Origin of the sequence: Klebsiella sp. CN_Kp088, from assembly GCF_040064335.1 — a bacterium.
Taxonomy (GTDB): domain Bacteria; phylum Pseudomonadota; class Gammaproteobacteria; order Enterobacterales; family Enterobacteriaceae; genus Klebsiella; species Klebsiella aerogenes.
In genome coordinates this window covers 445,349-460,087 of record NZ_JBEAIQ010000001.1, presented here as the reverse complement: position 1 = coordinate 460,087, position 14,739 = coordinate 445,349, and the positions used below count along the sequence as shown (strand labels likewise).

15 protein-coding genes are annotated in these 14,739 nt (G+C 55.1%); 10 read left to right on the top strand and 5 right to left on the bottom strand.

What is annotated here, in order from left to right:
* The 9 genes from ABLV08_RS02250 to ABLV08_RS02210 all read left to right on the top strand — a co-directional run bounded on the left by ABLV08_RS02250 (nucleotide 1) and on the right by ABLV08_RS02210 (nucleotide 6,261).
* Nucleotides 1-510, top strand: coding sequence for a GNAT family N-acetyltransferase (locus tag ABLV08_RS02250; protein ID WP_020078687.1), 510 nt, complete (start codon nucleotides 1-3; stop codon nucleotides 508-510).
* A gap of 9 nt (nucleotides 511-519) precedes the next feature.
* A complete protein-coding gene (locus ABLV08_RS02245) occupies nucleotides 520-1,440 on the top strand; it encodes an amino acid ABC transporter permease (protein ID WP_045414113.1) in 921 nt (306 codons plus the stop codon).
* A complete protein-coding gene (locus ABLV08_RS02240) occupies nucleotides 1,424-2,200 on the top strand; it encodes an amino acid ABC transporter ATP-binding protein (protein ID WP_015366435.1) in 777 nt (258 codons plus the stop codon). The genes ABLV08_RS02245 and ABLV08_RS02240 overlap by 17 nt, the downstream gene beginning before the upstream one ends.
* A gap of 20 nt (nucleotides 2,201-2,220) precedes the next feature.
* Nucleotides 2,221-3,090 carry a transporter substrate-binding domain-containing protein gene (locus ABLV08_RS02235; RefSeq protein WP_348855555.1) on the top strand — a complete coding sequence of 290 codons (870 nt, stop codon included), beginning with the start codon at nucleotides 2,221-2,223 and terminating at the stop codon, nucleotides 3,088-3,090.
* Nucleotides 3,091-3,163: 73 nt separating this feature from the next.
* Entirely contained in the window at nucleotides 3,164-3,862 is a 699-nt protein-coding gene (locus ABLV08_RS02230; protein WP_047080862.1) for a YoaK family protein, read from the top strand.
* Between the two features lie 35 nt (nucleotides 3,863-3,897).
* Entirely contained in the window at nucleotides 3,898-4,515 is a 618-nt protein-coding gene (locus ABLV08_RS02225; protein ID WP_348855494.1) for a glutathione S-transferase family protein, read from the top strand.
* 68 nt (nucleotides 4,516-4,583) lie between these two features.
* Nucleotides 4,584-4,811 carry a tautomerase PptA gene (pptA, locus tag ABLV08_RS02220; protein WP_015366439.1) on the top strand — a complete coding sequence of 76 codons (228 nt, stop codon included), beginning with the start codon at nucleotides 4,584-4,586 and terminating at the stop codon, nucleotides 4,809-4,811.
* Between the two features lie 355 nt (nucleotides 4,812-5,166).
* The gene (locus ABLV08_RS02215; protein WP_020078688.1) at nucleotides 5,167-5,601 is read left to right on the top strand and encodes a winged helix-turn-helix domain-containing protein; all 435 of its coding nucleotides are present in this window, start codon (nucleotides 5,167-5,169) and stop codon (nucleotides 5,599-5,601) included.
* Between the two features lie 66 nt (nucleotides 5,602-5,667).
* Nucleotides 5,668-6,261, top strand: coding sequence for a LuxR C-terminal-related transcriptional regulator (locus ABLV08_RS02210; protein ID WP_230981861.1), 594 nt, complete (start codon nucleotides 5,668-5,670; stop codon nucleotides 6,259-6,261).
* A gap of 42 nt (nucleotides 6,262-6,303) precedes the next feature.
* Here the strand turns inward: ABLV08_RS02210 and ABLV08_RS02205 are convergent, their stop codons facing one another.
* Entirely contained in the window at nucleotides 6,304-6,885 is a 582-nt protein-coding gene (locus tag ABLV08_RS02205) for a flavin reductase family protein (protein WP_042897282.1), read from the bottom strand.
* Between the two features lie 174 nt (nucleotides 6,886-7,059).
* Here ABLV08_RS02205 and nhoA point away from each other — a divergent pair, with 174 nt between their 5' ends.
* Nucleotides 7,060-7,905, top strand: coding sequence for an N-hydroxyarylamine O-acetyltransferase (nhoA, locus tag ABLV08_RS02200; RefSeq protein ID WP_015366444.1), 846 nt, complete (start codon nucleotides 7,060-7,062; stop codon nucleotides 7,903-7,905).
* Between the two features lie 169 nt (nucleotides 7,906-8,074).
* Here the strand turns inward: nhoA and narI are convergent, their stop codons facing one another.
* From narI to ABLV08_RS02180, 4 genes are read right to left on the bottom strand one after another with little or no spacing between them, the layout of a single operon-like run.
* Nucleotides 8,075-8,755 (bottom strand): respiratory nitrate reductase subunit gamma, encoded by a 681-nt coding sequence (narI, locus tag ABLV08_RS02195; protein ID WP_015366445.1) that lies wholly within the window; start codon nucleotides 8,753-8,755, stop codon nucleotides 8,075-8,077.
* The gene (narW, locus tag ABLV08_RS02190; protein ID WP_015705535.1) at nucleotides 8,752-9,447 is read right to left on the bottom strand and encodes a nitrate reductase molybdenum cofactor assembly chaperone; all 696 of its coding nucleotides are present in this window, start codon (nucleotides 9,445-9,447) and stop codon (nucleotides 8,752-8,754) included. The genes narI and narW overlap by 4 nt, the downstream gene beginning before the upstream one ends.
* Nucleotides 9,447-10,991 carry a nitrate reductase subunit beta gene (gene narH / locus ABLV08_RS02185; RefSeq protein ID WP_348855491.1) on the bottom strand — a complete coding sequence of 515 codons (1,545 nt, stop codon included), beginning with the start codon at nucleotides 10,989-10,991 and terminating at the stop codon, nucleotides 9,447-9,449. Before narH ends, narW begins: the two co-directional genes overlap by 1 nt.
* On the bottom strand, nucleotides 10,988-14,728 hold the full coding sequence (locus tag ABLV08_RS02180) for a nitrate reductase subunit alpha (protein ID WP_063443163.1): 3,741 nt from the start codon (nucleotides 14,726-14,728) through the stop codon (nucleotides 10,988-10,990). The genes narH and ABLV08_RS02180 overlap by 4 nt, the downstream gene beginning before the upstream one ends.
* Nucleotides 14,729-14,739 lie beyond the last annotated feature (11 nt).

The following is a 14,739-nucleotide window of genomic DNA, read 5'->3' as shown; positions in this document are numbered from 1 at the left end:
ATGAGCGAAGCATTCCGTGATATCTCTCCGGACGCGCCGGAGCTACAGCCGATTATTAGCGGCCTGTTTGCCGAGTACGCCGCCCGTTACGGCGACTATTTTTCTCGTGATGCGGAAGTGGAGTTAACCGAATGGTATCTGCCGCCGCAGGGGCTGTTTATTGTGCTGGAGCGTGACGGCGAAATCATCGCCACCGGCGCTTACAAGCCGAAAGATCCGCACACCGCGGAAATTAAGCGGATCTGGACGCATCGTCGGCTGCGTCAACAGGGGCTGGCAGCCAGGGTTGTACAGGAACTCGAGCGCCGGGCGGTGCTGGCAGGTTATAGCCATATTTATCTCACCACCGGTTTTCGCCAGCCGGAAGCGGTAAAGCTCTATTTAAGCCAGGGGTACGAAGCACAGTTTGATCTCACTCGCGACCCGGAAGAGTACAGCCGCCCGCCCTATGATGGGCGGTTGCGGTTCACTAAAGCGCTGGCGGTTAGCGCCCTCAGCCACAGCGCTTAAGGAGGCGTCATGCAATCATCTGAAACGATTAAAGTGGTTCCGGCTCGCTATCCGCTGCGTGTCGCCGGGGCGGTATTGGCCCTACTGGTGCTGGCGGTCGTCGTGCAGTCGGTCGCGTTCAATCCGCGCTGGGAGTGGGGGGTGTTCGCACACTGGTTCTTCGACCCGGTGATCCTTGAGGGGTTGGGGCAAACGCTGCTGCTCACGCTACTTGGTACCTTTTTAAGTGTCATCTTCGGCGGCCTGTTGGCGCTGGCCCGCTTGTCGTCGTCGTGGCTGCTCAGCAGCCTGGCATGGGGGTATATCTGGCTGTTTCGTTCGCTGCCGCTAATCGTGGTGTTGATCATTCTGTACAACTTTTCATATCTCTACGACAGCTTATCGTTGGGGATCCCCTTCACCGGCATAACCTGGGCGAGCTACCAGACTATCAATGTACTGGGGCAGTTCTCCACGGCAGTAGTTGGCCTGACGCTGGTGCAGAGCGCCTATACTGCCGAAATTATCCGCGGAGGCTTTTTGGGCGTGGATCACGGGCAATATGAGGCCGCCGCCGCGCTGGGACTCCCCGCCTGGCGACGTACGCTGCGGATCATTTTGCCGCAAGCGCTGCGCACCATTCTGCCTGCGGGGTTCAATGAAATCATTAGCCTGGCAAAAGGGACGGCGATGGTTTACGTGCTGGCGATGCCGGAATTGTTCTACACCATTCAGATGATCTATAACCGCACCCAGGAAGTGATCCCGTTACTGATGGTGGGCGCCGCGTGGTACCTGGTGATTACCAGCGTGCTTTCTGCAATTCAGTACCTGGTTGAACGCGCGCTGGCGCGCAGCGAACGGCGCTCGGCGGTGAACAGCGTGCGTAGTAATCGCGTTAACCAACCGGCTCGTCAGCCGCAGGAGGCCGTCCATGCTCAACTCTCGTAATGGTCATATTTCGATAACCGGGGTCAGTAAATACTTTGGTCGTCATAAAGCGCTGGATGATGTCTCCCTGGAGATTGCGCCGGGAACGGTGACGGTGATCCTGGGGCCGTCCGGTTCGGGAAAATCGACGCTGCTGCGCACCATTAACCATCTTGAACGGGTCGATGAAGGGTTTATCCAGATTGATGGCGACTATATCGGCTATCGCCGTCAAGGCGACAAGCTGTATGAGCTGAAAGAAAAAGAGATCCTCCGCCAGCGGGTTAACGTGGGCTATGTATTTCAGAACTTCAATTTGTTCCCGCATCTGACGGTGCTGGAGAATCTGATTGAAGCGCCGATTGCCCATAAACAGGCCAGTCGCAAAGAGGCGATTGCTCGTGCGTATGAACTGTTGGACATTGTCGGTTTGCGCAACAAAGCCGATGCCTGGTCACGGCATCTTTCCGGCGGCCAGCAGCAGCGCATCGCCATCGCCCGCGCGCTGGCGCTCAATCCGCGCGTGATCTTGTTTGATGAACCTACCTCGGCGCTCGATCCGGAACTGGTTGGCGAAGTGCTTGATGTGATCAAAAAACTTGCCCGCTCCGGGACGACGCTTGTGGTGGTAACGCATGAAATCGGCTTTGCCCGCGAGGTAGCCGACCAGGTGGTGTTTATGGTCGATGGCAAAATCGTTGAACAGGGCAGCAGCGATGAAGTGTTAAATAATCCGCAACACCAGCGCACCCGGCAATTTTTATCACGGGTGCTGGCATGAGGAAATTAGCTGCCGCTCTCATGCTGCTCCTGAGCATCGGCGAGGCGCGCGCCGAACTTGATTTGCGCGCCAATGAACGGCCATTGCCGGTGACGCGAGATGATAACGCGATTAGCAAAATTCCTCCGAACTATCGTTTTGTGGAGCCCGGCGTGCTGACGGTGGCGATTTCGGCGTTAAATTCGCCGCCGCTGGCGCTGCTGGCCAGCGACAACCGTACGCGCATCGGCAGCGACCCGGACATTGCCCGTTTACTGGCGGGTAGCCTTGGACTGAAACTGAAGCTGGTGCCTACGGCCTGGGAGGACTGGCCTTTGGGGATCGCGGCAGGGCGTTACGATGTGGCGTTGATTAACATTGCGGTGACCGAGAAGCGCAAAGAGAAGTTCGATTTCGCCACCTACCGCGTTGACTCGCTGGCCTTTTCGGTCAAATCAACCAGTGAGATCACGCGGATTTCAAATGCGCAGGATCTCTCGGGGCGTAAAGTCATTGTCGGTTCTGGCACCAACCAGGAGCGGATCCTGCTGGGGTGGAATGCGGAAAACGAAGCCGCCGGCCGTCAGCCGGCGTTACCGGTTTATCTTACTGACGATGCCTCCGGCAATTTGTATATTCAGTCGGGAAGGGCGGATATCTTTTTTGGCCCGCAGTCGGTGGCCTCTTATAAGGCTGCATTAAACGGGAAAACTAAAGTCGTCGGGCTGGGACCCAAAAAAGCCTGGGTGGCGACGACTACTAAAAAAGGCAATGGGCTGGTATACGCGCTGCAGGCGGCGCTAAACGGCGCGATCGCTCGCGGCGAGTATCAGCAGGTGCTCGCGCGCTGGGGGGAACAGGGGGAGGAAGTCAGGCAATCGGAGGTCAATCCGCCGGGGATAACCTATTGATGCAATGATTATTCATAGCAGGGATTGCTATACTCATGGCTACATCGTGTGTCTTTTTAATGGATTAATCACTGTGGCTGAAAACCAACTCTTACTGGAGCAACGCTGGCAGCACCATCGTGAACCCGCGTTGCTCGCCGCTTCCGGCGGCGCTATCGACACCATCAGCTTCATCACCTTGTTTGGCCTGTTTACCGCCCATGTCACGGGAAACCTGGTGGTGGCCGGCGCAGCCCTGGCCACTAACAGCGAAGGTATTTTATCCAAACTGCTCGCCATTCCTGTTTTTATGCTGGCGGTGGCGATCGTTACGCTGGTTATCAAACGTCGAAAAATTATCACGCCACGCTTCCTTGGCGGCTTGTTCGTCGTCGAGATCCTGCTGTTACTGCTTTTCGGCCTGTTGGGGCTGCTGTGGCAGCCCTTTGTCGGCGCGGATAGCGCGACCGCGTTAATCACCGGCATGGCAGGCGTAATGGCGATGGGGGTGAGGAATGCAACCACCCGTTTATTATTACCCACCACCAGCCCGAGTACGATGATGACCGGCAACGTCACGCAGTTAACCATCGATGTGGTGAACTGGTGCCAGGCGCCTAACCGCGAGAATAGAGAGAAAATCAAAAAATCGGGGGCTTCGGTGCTCGGTTTTCTGCTGGGAGCAGGCCTCGGAGCGCTGGGCTACATCCTGGCGGGCTTTTACTCGGTACTGATTCCGGTGGTACTGGTGGCCATCGTCGCCTGGCGCGAATTCAGCGCCGCGCGGAATTAGTGCTACGCTAAAAGTTTTCTACGCGGGAGCTGACGATGATGAAATTGTATGGCGTGCTGGGGTGGGGCTCGGCGATAAGCGAGATGATGCTAACGTTGGCCAATATCCCTTATCAATTTATCAATGTCGATGGTTTTGACCAGCCAGGCGCGCAGCGAGAGAAACTGCTGGCGATCAACCCGCTGTGTCAGGTGCCCACTTTGCTGCTGGCTGATGGCAGCGTAATGACGGAGTCGGCGGCGATAGCGCTGATGATCCTCGACGAGCGCCCGGATTTGGCGCCGCCAGCCGGTACGCCACAGCGCCGGCAGTTTCAACGTTTGCTGATCTGGCTGGTGGCTAACGTTTATCCTACCTTCACCTATGCCGACTATCCCGAACGTTGGACAGCCTCAGCGCCTGACGAACTGCGTGAGAGCTGTCAGCAATACCGCAAATCACTGTATCTATGGCTGGAACAACAGCTGGCTGCCGCGCCTTACGCCTTGGGCGGGGATATCACGCTGTTGGATTGCTATATTGCCGCGATGTACAGTTGGGGGCCGCGCCGAGAGTGGTTCGCGGCGCATACGCCAAAGTTTGCCGCCGTGGCGCAGGCGGTTTATCGCCGTACGGAGCTGCAGCAGGTACTGCATGACAACAATCTTCTTTAAAGCACTAATTGTGACTTGCATCAGGAAACCTGTGATAGTTTTAAATTCCCAAGAATAAGGAGCCTGCTATGCCACATGTCGATATTAAATGTTTTCCCCGTGAACTGAGCGAAGAGCAAAAAAATGCGCTGGCTGCGGAAATCACTGAAGTTCTGATCCGCCATCTTAGTACAAAAGACAGTTCAGTTAGCGTTGCGCTCAATCAGGTGCAGCAGAGCGACTGGCAGCAGGTATGGGATAATGAAATCGCGCCGCAGATGGATTCTTTGATTAAGAAACCGGGATACCGAATGTAAAAGACCGGCCGCCGTTAGCGCATTTTCGTCACGCTAAATAGACTACCATCGGCCGAGGTCAATTTTACTTGAGCGAAAGATATGCCACTTTATTGATCCAGATCAATAAAAGTGGCTTTTTTTTGATTTCCATACCTTTCATTAATTTACCTTTTGTAAAGTAATTGGCCATTTAAGAATAATCCTAATCAACATAAATAACTGATAATACTGCACTATATAGTGCATTGCGCTTTATATGTATTTAAATGTAGTTTTATGTTTTGATTATTATGCATATCAAAATTGTTTAGGCGATTGCTGATTTGCCATGTAACCTGCCTTTGAAATGATGATTTTTATCATGGAGAGATGAATGATAATAGGTAGTGCGTTACTTGGTTACCAATTAGAGGATGATTTTTTTTACTTCTTGAAGTACCGGGAAATAGCTACTGTAAGTGGTAATAGAAAAAACATCCGTCTACGAAAAACGATGGCCTGTTTAATTGAGTATTTATTTGAACATGGTCTTGAAAGAATGGTTAGTGATGAAGAGTTGATGGTACATGTCTGGGAGAAAAATGATTTAAGGCCCTCATCACAACGTTTATGGCAAGTGATGCAAAATTTACGTCGGATCCTGAAGGATATCGGCATCGAACAAGAGATTATATTACGCGTTAAGACTCAGGGTTATTATATCAATAGTCATTACGTTACGAGTGTTTATTCGGTAAGAACTCATAAACCATTCTGCCAGAATAATGATGCGACCGTTCAGCTTTGTGAGCTGTCCGAGCTAAATTAATAGCCATAGGGTCTGCCGTATTCAAGGTATGCCTGTCGTTTTCATGCTAAGGTTATAAAATTGAAGGTGATAATTAATAGTAAGGATATTTGGTTCCGACTGGGCGTGGAACACTGTCTGCAACAGATAGCTTCTGACGATAATGAGATCGATTACGCTGATTTGGATTTTTGTAATCATTCTATACAGCAAGCGGATCTCATTATATTGCCGTTACATGGCTATCAAGATTACAAGCATATTTATGCGCTATCTCAATTTTATCAGGGCATGATTATGGGTGTGAGCACCTCCAGAAACGTTCACTCACGGCGGCTTTTATTTCGCCAAAATATATTATGGATAAGCAGTCGTGAAACCATAGACAATGTTCAAAAATTATTGTTAACGATCAAGCATCGGCAATTATATCATCATGATGGTCAACCGGATTTTAGTGTAATGAAGGCAAAAGATGGGGCTCCGCTCAGCGAAAGAGAAATGATGATTATTGATCATGTCGCCAAAGGCACTCCGGTGAACGCCATTGCCAGAGCGTTGGGACTGCGGGTAAAAACCATTTATGCGCATTTAGATAAAATTAAAGCTAACTTCAACCTTAAAGGTGGAAGTCACTTTCATCGCTTCATGATAAGCTCGCCGTCTTATCACTTACTCTAAAAGATGGTGAAAGGGAATGACGGCAGAGTTGCCGTCGTTCTGTTAATTATGTGGCGTATTCGCCTGCACGTGACGGCCGCTGGCGACAAAATTGCCGGTACCGAGGTGGTGAATAGTGTTGAGTTTGTCATCATCAAACTGCCAGCGCCCGCTGACGAAGGCTCGTTCATCGGCCGCGGCGGCAACCACTTCGCCAAACAGCGTATCGTATTGCTCTTGTGCCGCGGTGGCGGGTAGCAGACGGCATTCCATCCACGCCAGGCATTTCTCTTCAATTAACGGTAGCCCCAGTTCGGACCCATTCACCACCGGGATACCGTAAGCATTGAACTTATCTTCATCACGCCCGCTCACGCTGCCGACTGCATAGACCCAACTGGCGGCGGCCACGCCCGGCACCACAATGCCAAAGGCGCCGTTACGCTCAATGATCTCCCGCGTCCAGGTGCTTTTATCCACCACAATAGCCACTCGCGGCGGGGCAAACTCAACCGGCATCGACCAGGCGGCGGACATCACGTTACGCCGTCCTGACTGCGCATCATAACTGGTGATCATAATGGTCGGGCCGTGGTTGAGCAGGCGGCTGGCGTACTGAAGTTCCACGTGGCGAAAACGGCTCATAAGCGTTCCTTGGTGAGTGGGCGAATGCCTGTAAGTAGTTTATTCACAATACAAAGGTAATCAATACATCAACGGCTATGTAAATCAGATATCAGCTGGCGCGATCGCACAAAATACACCGTCGCGGGGAAAAAATAGGCTATAAATGTCGGACACCAAAAGCTGGAGGCGTTGATGACCCCATTTTTAAGCGCGTATTTTACTCGTCTGGCCTGGACGGGAACCCCCGATGTTTCCATTGACACCCTGCGGGAGTTGCATAGCCATCATAATAGCGCGATCCCGTTTGAAAACCTGGACGTTCTGCTACCGCGTGAAATCCACCTTGACGATCGGGCGCTGGAAGAAAAGTTAATCACCGCCCGCCGCGGCGGCTACTGCTTTGAACAGAACGGGCTGTTGCAGCGGGCGCTAAGCGAGATCGGTTTCTCGGTTCGCAGCCTGTTGGGCCGCGTGGTGCTGGCGAATCCGCCGCAGATGCCGCCGCGTACCCATCGCTTGCTGCTGGTGGAGGTCGAAGGCGAACGCTGGATTGCTGATGTCGGCTTTGGGGGGCAAACCCTGACCGCGCCGATTAAGCTGCTGGCCGATATTCCGCAGCATACGCCGCATGGTGTTTACCGCCTGGTTCATGAAGGCGATGAGTGGACGCTGCAGTTTAATCATCATGAACACTGGCAGTCGATGTACCATTTCGATCTGGGGCGACAATATGCCTCTGATTATGTGATGGGTAACTTCTGGTCGGCGCATTGGCCGCAGTCCCATTTCCGCCATCATCTGCTGATGTGTCGTCATCTGCCGGACGGCGGAAAAATGACGCTCACCAATTTCCATTTTACCCACTGGGAAAATAACCATGTAGTGGAGAAGGTGGATCTTGCGGACGTGTCGGCGCTTTATGAAACGCTGCAAACCCGCTTCGGACTTGGTGTAGATGACCCGAAGCACGGCTTCAGCGAAGCCGCGCTGGCAGCAGTGATGGCGGCGTTCGATACCCATCCGGAAGCCGGGAAGTAACGCTGATGACGACGGCGAAGAAAGCGCAGTTTCGCCGTTGTAGGCCGGATAAGGCGTAGCCGCCATCCGGCATAAAGGCTGGAGCCGGGGCTGATGAATATGACCCGGAGTCGGCACAGGCGCCTCGTCCGGGCTACCGGTAAACGGGCATGGCTGGGGCCGCCAGCGCTCAGCGCCGGGAGCGCACCACCTGGTAGCGGCGGGTGAAATACTCTATCGGCGCGCTCCAGACGTGAACCAGCCGGGTGAACGGGAAGATAAGGAAGATAGTCATTCCCAGCACCAGATGGACGCGATACACCCACGCGACGCCGTCCAGATGCGCCGATGCGCCGCCGTGGAAGGTGACTACCGCCTGCGCCCAATCCACCAGTTTCAGCATTTCGCTGCCGTCCGGATGCTGGGCGGAGAACGGGATGGTCGTCAGCCCCAGCGCGCACTGAATCAGCAGAATGCACAGGATCAGAATATCCGCAGTGGTGGAGGTGGCGCGAATGCGCGGGTTGGTCAGGCGGCGCGCCAGCAGGCCAATACCGCCGACCAGGGTCAGTACGCCGCAGACACCGCCCAGCACCATCGCCATCACCTGTTTCTGCGACATCGGCAGAAACCATGAATAGACCCAGTGCGGCGTCAGCATCCCGAAGAAGTGGCCGAAGAAAATGCCGAGGATGCCGATATGGAATAAGTTCGACCACAGCACCATGCCCCGTTTATCGAGCATCTGGCTGGATGACGCGCGCCAGGTATACTGCCCGTAGTCATAGCGCAGCCAACTGCCCACCAGGAACACGGTGCCGCAGAGATAAGGGTAGATATCGTAAAAGAAGACGTTTAAGTACTGTATCATTTCGGGCCTCCGGCGCGGATGTCGACGTACTGCGGCGCCACATCCTGGCTAAAGCGTCGTTGATAAGCTTGCATCGGCGAGCTATCGCAAGCGGTTGCATTATCTTCAATAAACTTCACCTGTTCCTCTTCCCACACCGCATCCAGCGCCTGGCGGGTGTCGTCACGCTTCTCACTCGCTACCTGCCTGGTGACACTGTCACTATTGAGTGGGCTATCCGCCAGCGCAAGAAGGGTGTCAAAGAGTTGATAGTAATCGCATTCGCGCTGCTTTAAGCGTCCACCGAGCAACGCCAGAATAGGCGCGACGTTCTGCAGTCCTTCACGGGCATCGGCTAATGGGAGAATGCTGAGGTATTCAAGATATAAAGGCAGGTGGTCCGGCAGTTCGCGACAATCGATCTGCAGGCCCGCCTGTTCATACTGGTTCATCAGATCGACCATCGCCTGGCCGCGATCGCGTGATTCGGCGTGAACGTGTTCAAACAGCAGCAGCGAGGTGGCGCGACCGCGTTCAAACACCTCACACCATTCGGCCTGGCGGTCGAGCAGCGGCGCCGCCAGTAATCGCCTAACAAACGGCGTCAGGGCAGGCGCATCGGCGCTGACCAGCGCCAGCGCCTCCTCGCGGTTATCCCACAGCGCGTCGTCGGGATACTCCAGCAACAGAGCAATGACTTTGAGGATCCGCATTACTCTCCCTCCCCATGTCGACGAACGTCCCCGACGTCAATAGCGTCTATGCGACGACTGTTGAACAGGTTGAATTTAGTATCAGAACCGTGGCAACCATCGCCGAAGGTAAAACCGCAGCCGTTGCGTTCAGGGAAGGCGTCCTCCGCCAGTTCGCGGTGGCTGGTGGGGATCACGAAGCGGTCTTCATAATTGGCGATCGCCAGGTAGCGATACATCTCTTCCACCTGTTCGACGCTGAGGCCCACTTCTTCAATCGCACGGGTATCGGTCACGCCTTCGACGGTTTGCGAACGTTTGTAATGGCGCATCGCCATCATGCGTTTTAACGCGCGCAAGACCGGGCCGGTATCACCGGCGCTCAGCAGGTTCGCCAGATACTGTAACGGTATACGCAGGCTTTCTACCGCCGGCAGGATGTTACCGTTACTCGGCAGGCCGCCAGCGTCGGCGACCGACTGAATCGGCGACAGCGGCGGCACGTACCAGACCATCGGTAAGGTGCGGTATTCCGGGTGCAGCGGCAGCGCCAGCTTCCAGTCCATCGCCAGTTTATACACCGGTGATTTCTGCGCGGCGTCGATCACGTTATGTGGAATACCCTGTTTCAACGCCTCTTCGATGACCGCCGGATCGTTGGGGTTGAGGAACACATCACACTGGCGCTCGTAGAGGTCGGTTTCATGTTCAGTGCTGGCCGCTTCTTCGATACGGTCCGCGTCGTACAGCAGCACGCCAAGGTAGCGGATGCGGCCAACGCAGGTTTCTGAACAGACTGTCGGTTGCCCGGACTCAATACGCGGATAGCAGAAGATGCATTTTTCCGATTTGCCGCTCTTCCAGTTAAAGTAGATTTTTTTGTACGGACAACCGCTGATGCACATCCGCCAGCCGCGGCATTTATCCTGGTCGATCAGCACGATGCCGTCTTCTTCACGCTTATAGATGGCGCCGCTTGGGCAGGTCGCCACGCAGCTCGGATTGAGGCAATGTTCGCAAAGACGCGGCAGATACATCATGAAGGTGTTTTCAAACTGGCCGTACATCTCTTTTTGCATCGCTTCGAAGTTGCGGTCTTTGGCGCGTTTTTCAAACTCGCCGCCGAGTAACTCCTCCCAGTTTGGCCCCCAGGTGATCTTATCCATCCGTTCACCGCTAATCAGCGAACGCGGGCGGGCGGTAGGCAAGTATTTGCCCTCCGGCGCGTTGTGCAGGTGCTGATAATCGTAGGTAAAGGGTTCGTAATAATCGTCAATCTGCGGCAGCACCGGGTTGGCGAAAATCTTCGACAACACGCTGACGCGGTTGCCCAGACGCGGAGTAAGCTTGCCGCTGATACCGCGGATCCAGCCGCCTTGCCACTCGTCCTGATCTTCCCAGTTTTTGGGGTAACCAATACCTGGCTTGGTTTCCACGTTGTTGAACCATGCATATTCCATCCCTTCGCGGCTGCTCCAGACGTTTTTACAGGTGACGGAGCAGGTATGGCATCCGATGCATTTATCCAGATTCAGCACCATTCCGACTTGTGAACGTATTTTCATTTCTTCGCCTCCTGTACCTGGTCACGACCTTCGCCATCCAGCCAGTCAATATTTTTCATTTTGCGGATCATAATGAACTCGTCGCGGTTGGAGCCGACGGTGCCGTAGTAGTTAAAGCCGTAAGCCAGTTGGGCATAGCCACCAATCATATGCGTGGGTTTAGGACAGACGCGGGTCACGGAGTTGTGGATGCCGCCCCGGCGACCGGTCACCTCCGAACCTGGAATGTTCATAATGCGTTCCTGAGCGTGATACATCATGGTCATGCCCGGCGGCACGCGCTGGCTCACCACCGCACGCGCGGTGAGGGCGCCGTTGGCGTTGAAGGCTTCGATCCAGTCGTTATCTTCAATCCCCAGTTCTTTTGCGTCGGTTTCGCTTAGCCAGACGATGGGCCCGCCGCGCGACAACGTCAGCATCAGCAGGTTTTCGCTATAGGTCGAGTGGATACCCCATTTCTGATGCGGGGTCAGGAAGTTCAGCGCTTTTTCCGGGAAGCCGTTTGGCGGCACTTCCTTCATCTGGCTGACGCTGCGCGTATCGATCGGTGGGCGATAGGCCACCAGACTCTCGCCGAAGGCGCGCATCCAGGGATGATCCTGATACAGCTGTTGCCGCCCGGAGAGGGTACGCCACGGGATCAGTTCGTGAACGTTGGTATAACCGGCATTATAGGAGACATGTTCGCTTTCCAGACCAGACCACGTTGGGCTGGAGATGATCTTGCGCGGCTGCGCCTGAATATCGCGGAAGCGGATTTTCTCATCCTCTTTATTCAGCGCCAGATGAGTGTGGTCGCGGCCGGTAAATTCTCCCAGCGCTTGCCAGGCTTTCACCGCCACCTGGCCGTTGGTTTCCGGCGCCAGGCTTAAGATGACTTCACTGGCGTCGATAGCGCTGTCGATACGCGGACGGCCTTTGGCCGGACCGTTTGGCTTGACGTAGTTAAGTTTGCCGAGGAAGTCGACCTCGCTTTGCGTATTCCACGAAATGCCTTTACCGCCGTTGCCGAGCTTATCGAGTAATGGCCCCAGCGAGGTGAAGCGTTCCCAGGTGGCCGGGTAGTCACGTTCAACCAGCGCAATTGACGGCGCGGTTTTGCCTGGAATGAGATCGCATTCGCCCTTGCGCCAGTCGAGGACATCGAACGGCTGTGACAGCTCCGCCGGAGAGTCATGCTGCAGCGGTACCAGTACCACATCGGTCTCTTTATCAAGGTGGCCGACGCACACTTCAGAGAAACTTTTGGCGATGTCCTTGTAGATTTCCCAGTCGCTTTTCGCCTCCCAGGCCGGGTCGACGGCGGCGGAAAGGGGGTGGATAAACGGGTGCATGTCGGAGGTGTTCATATCGTCTTTTTCATACCAGGTGGCGGTCGGCAGGACGATATCGGAGAACAGGCAGGTACTGGACATGCGGAAATCGAGGGTCACCAGTAGATCAAGTTTGCCCTCAATCGCCGCGGTCTGCCACTCGACTTCCTCTGGCTTCACGTCAGCAGTGGAGCCAAACTCCTCGCCCTGAATACCGTTATCGGTACCGAGCAGGTACTTGAGCATGTACTCATGGCCCTTACCGGACGAACCCAGCAGGTTCGAACGCCAGATAAACAGGTTGCGCGGGTGGTTGTTGCCGCTATCCGGCTGCTCGGCGGCAAAGCGAATATCGCCTGCTTTTAACGACTGGACGGTGAAATCGGCCGGGGACAGCCCGGCGGTGTCGGCCAGCTGCCTGATGCTCAGCGGGTTAACATTAAGCTGCGGCGCGGAGGGCAGCCATCCCATGCGTTCGGCGCGAACGTTGAAGTCGATCATATGGCCGCTGAATTTGCTGGCGTCGGCCAGCGGCGATAGCAACTCCTGAGCGGTCAGTTTTTCGTAGCGCCATTGGCTGGCGTGGTTGTAGAAATAAGAGGTACTGTTCATCTGCCGCGGCGGACGAGTCCAGTCCAGCGCGAACGCCAGCGGCAGCCAGCCGGTCTGCGGGCGCAGTTTCTCCTGGCCGACATAGTGCGACCAGCCACCGCCGCTCTGGCCGACGCAGCCGCAGAACACCAGCATGTTGATCATCCCGCGGTAGTTCATATCCATGTGGTACCAGTGGTTCACACCGGCGCCGAGGATAATCATCGAACGGCCATGGGTTTTATGCGCCGTATCGGCGAACTCGCGGGCGATTTGTTCGATATGTTGACGCGGCACGCCGGTGATCTGCTCGGCCCATGCCGGGGTATAGGCTTTGACATCCGCGAAGTCGCGCGCGGCATTGGCATCGTCAAGACCGCGATCCAGACCGTAGTTAGCCAGCACCAGGTCATACACGCTCACCACCAAAGCGCTCTCACCATTGGCCAACGGTAGCTGTTTAGCTGGCAGCTGATGAAGCGTTACCGGCTCCTGCTTCACGCTGCGGAAATGCGGGTTTTCGTTGCCGCCGAAGTAGGGGAAACCGACCGACACCACGCTATCGTGCATATCCAGCAGCGACAATTTTAATTCGACGTCCCGGCCGTTAGCCTGTTGTTCGAGATTCCATTTGCCTTTTTCGCCCCAACGAAAGCCGATGGAGCCGTTCGGCGCGACCAGTTCGCCATCGGCGTTATAGGCGACGGTTTTCCATTCCGGGTTATTACTTTCTCCCAGCCCGTCAAGCAGGTCGGCGGCGCGCAGCATACGGCCAGGCGCATAGCTGCCGTCGTCACGACGGTCGAGCATTACCAGCATCGGCATATCGGTATAGGTACGGCAGTAGTTGAGAAAGTAATCGCTTGGGTTATCGAGGTGGAAGGTTTTGAGGATCACGTGGCCCATCGCCATCGCCAGCGCGCTGTCGGTACCTTGCTTCGGCGCCAGCCACTGGTCGCAGAGCTTGGCGACTTCCGAATAATCCGGAGTAATGGCGATGGTTTTGGTGCCCTTGTAGCGCACTTCGGTGAAGAAGTGGGCGTCCGGGGTTCGGGTCTGCGGGACGTTTGAACCCCAGGCAATAATGTAGCTGGAGTTATACCAGTCGGCGGATTCCGGCACGTCGGTCTGTTCGCCCCAGGTCATCGGCGAGGCGGGGGGTAAATCGCAGTACCAGTCATAAAAGCTCAGGCAGGTGCCGCCGATCAACGATAAATAGCGGGTACCCGCGGCGTAGGAAACCATCGACATCGCCGGGATCGGCGAAAAGCCCGCGACGCGGTCCGGACCGTAGTTTTTTATGGTCCAGACGTTGGCTGCGGCGATCAGTTGATTTAACTCTTTCCAACTGGAGCGAACAAAACCGCCTTTACCGCGGATTTGTTTGTAGCTGCGGGTTTTCAGGGGGTCCTGCATGATGCTATCCCAGGCCTGTACCGGGTCGGGATGCTGTGTAAGTGCTTCGCGCCACAGCTCAATCAGCCGTTTGCGCGCCAGCGGGTACTTCAGGCGGTTGGCGCTGTAGAGATACCAGGAGTAGCTGGCGCCGCGCGGACAGCCGCGCGGTTCGTGATTTGGCAGGTCCGGTCGGGTGCGCGGATAATCGGTCTGCTGGGTTTCCCAGGTGACCAGACCGTTTTTGACATAAATTTTCCAGCTACAGGAGCCGGTACAGTTCACACCGTGCGTGGAGCGGACAATTTTGTCGAATTGCCAGCGTTGCCGGTAGCTATCTTCCCAGTCACGGTTATTGTCGTAGACCTGACCGTGGCCGTTGGCAAAGGTCTCGCGTTTCTGCTTAAAGTAGCGAAAGCGATCCAGTAATTTACTCATGACATTTCTCC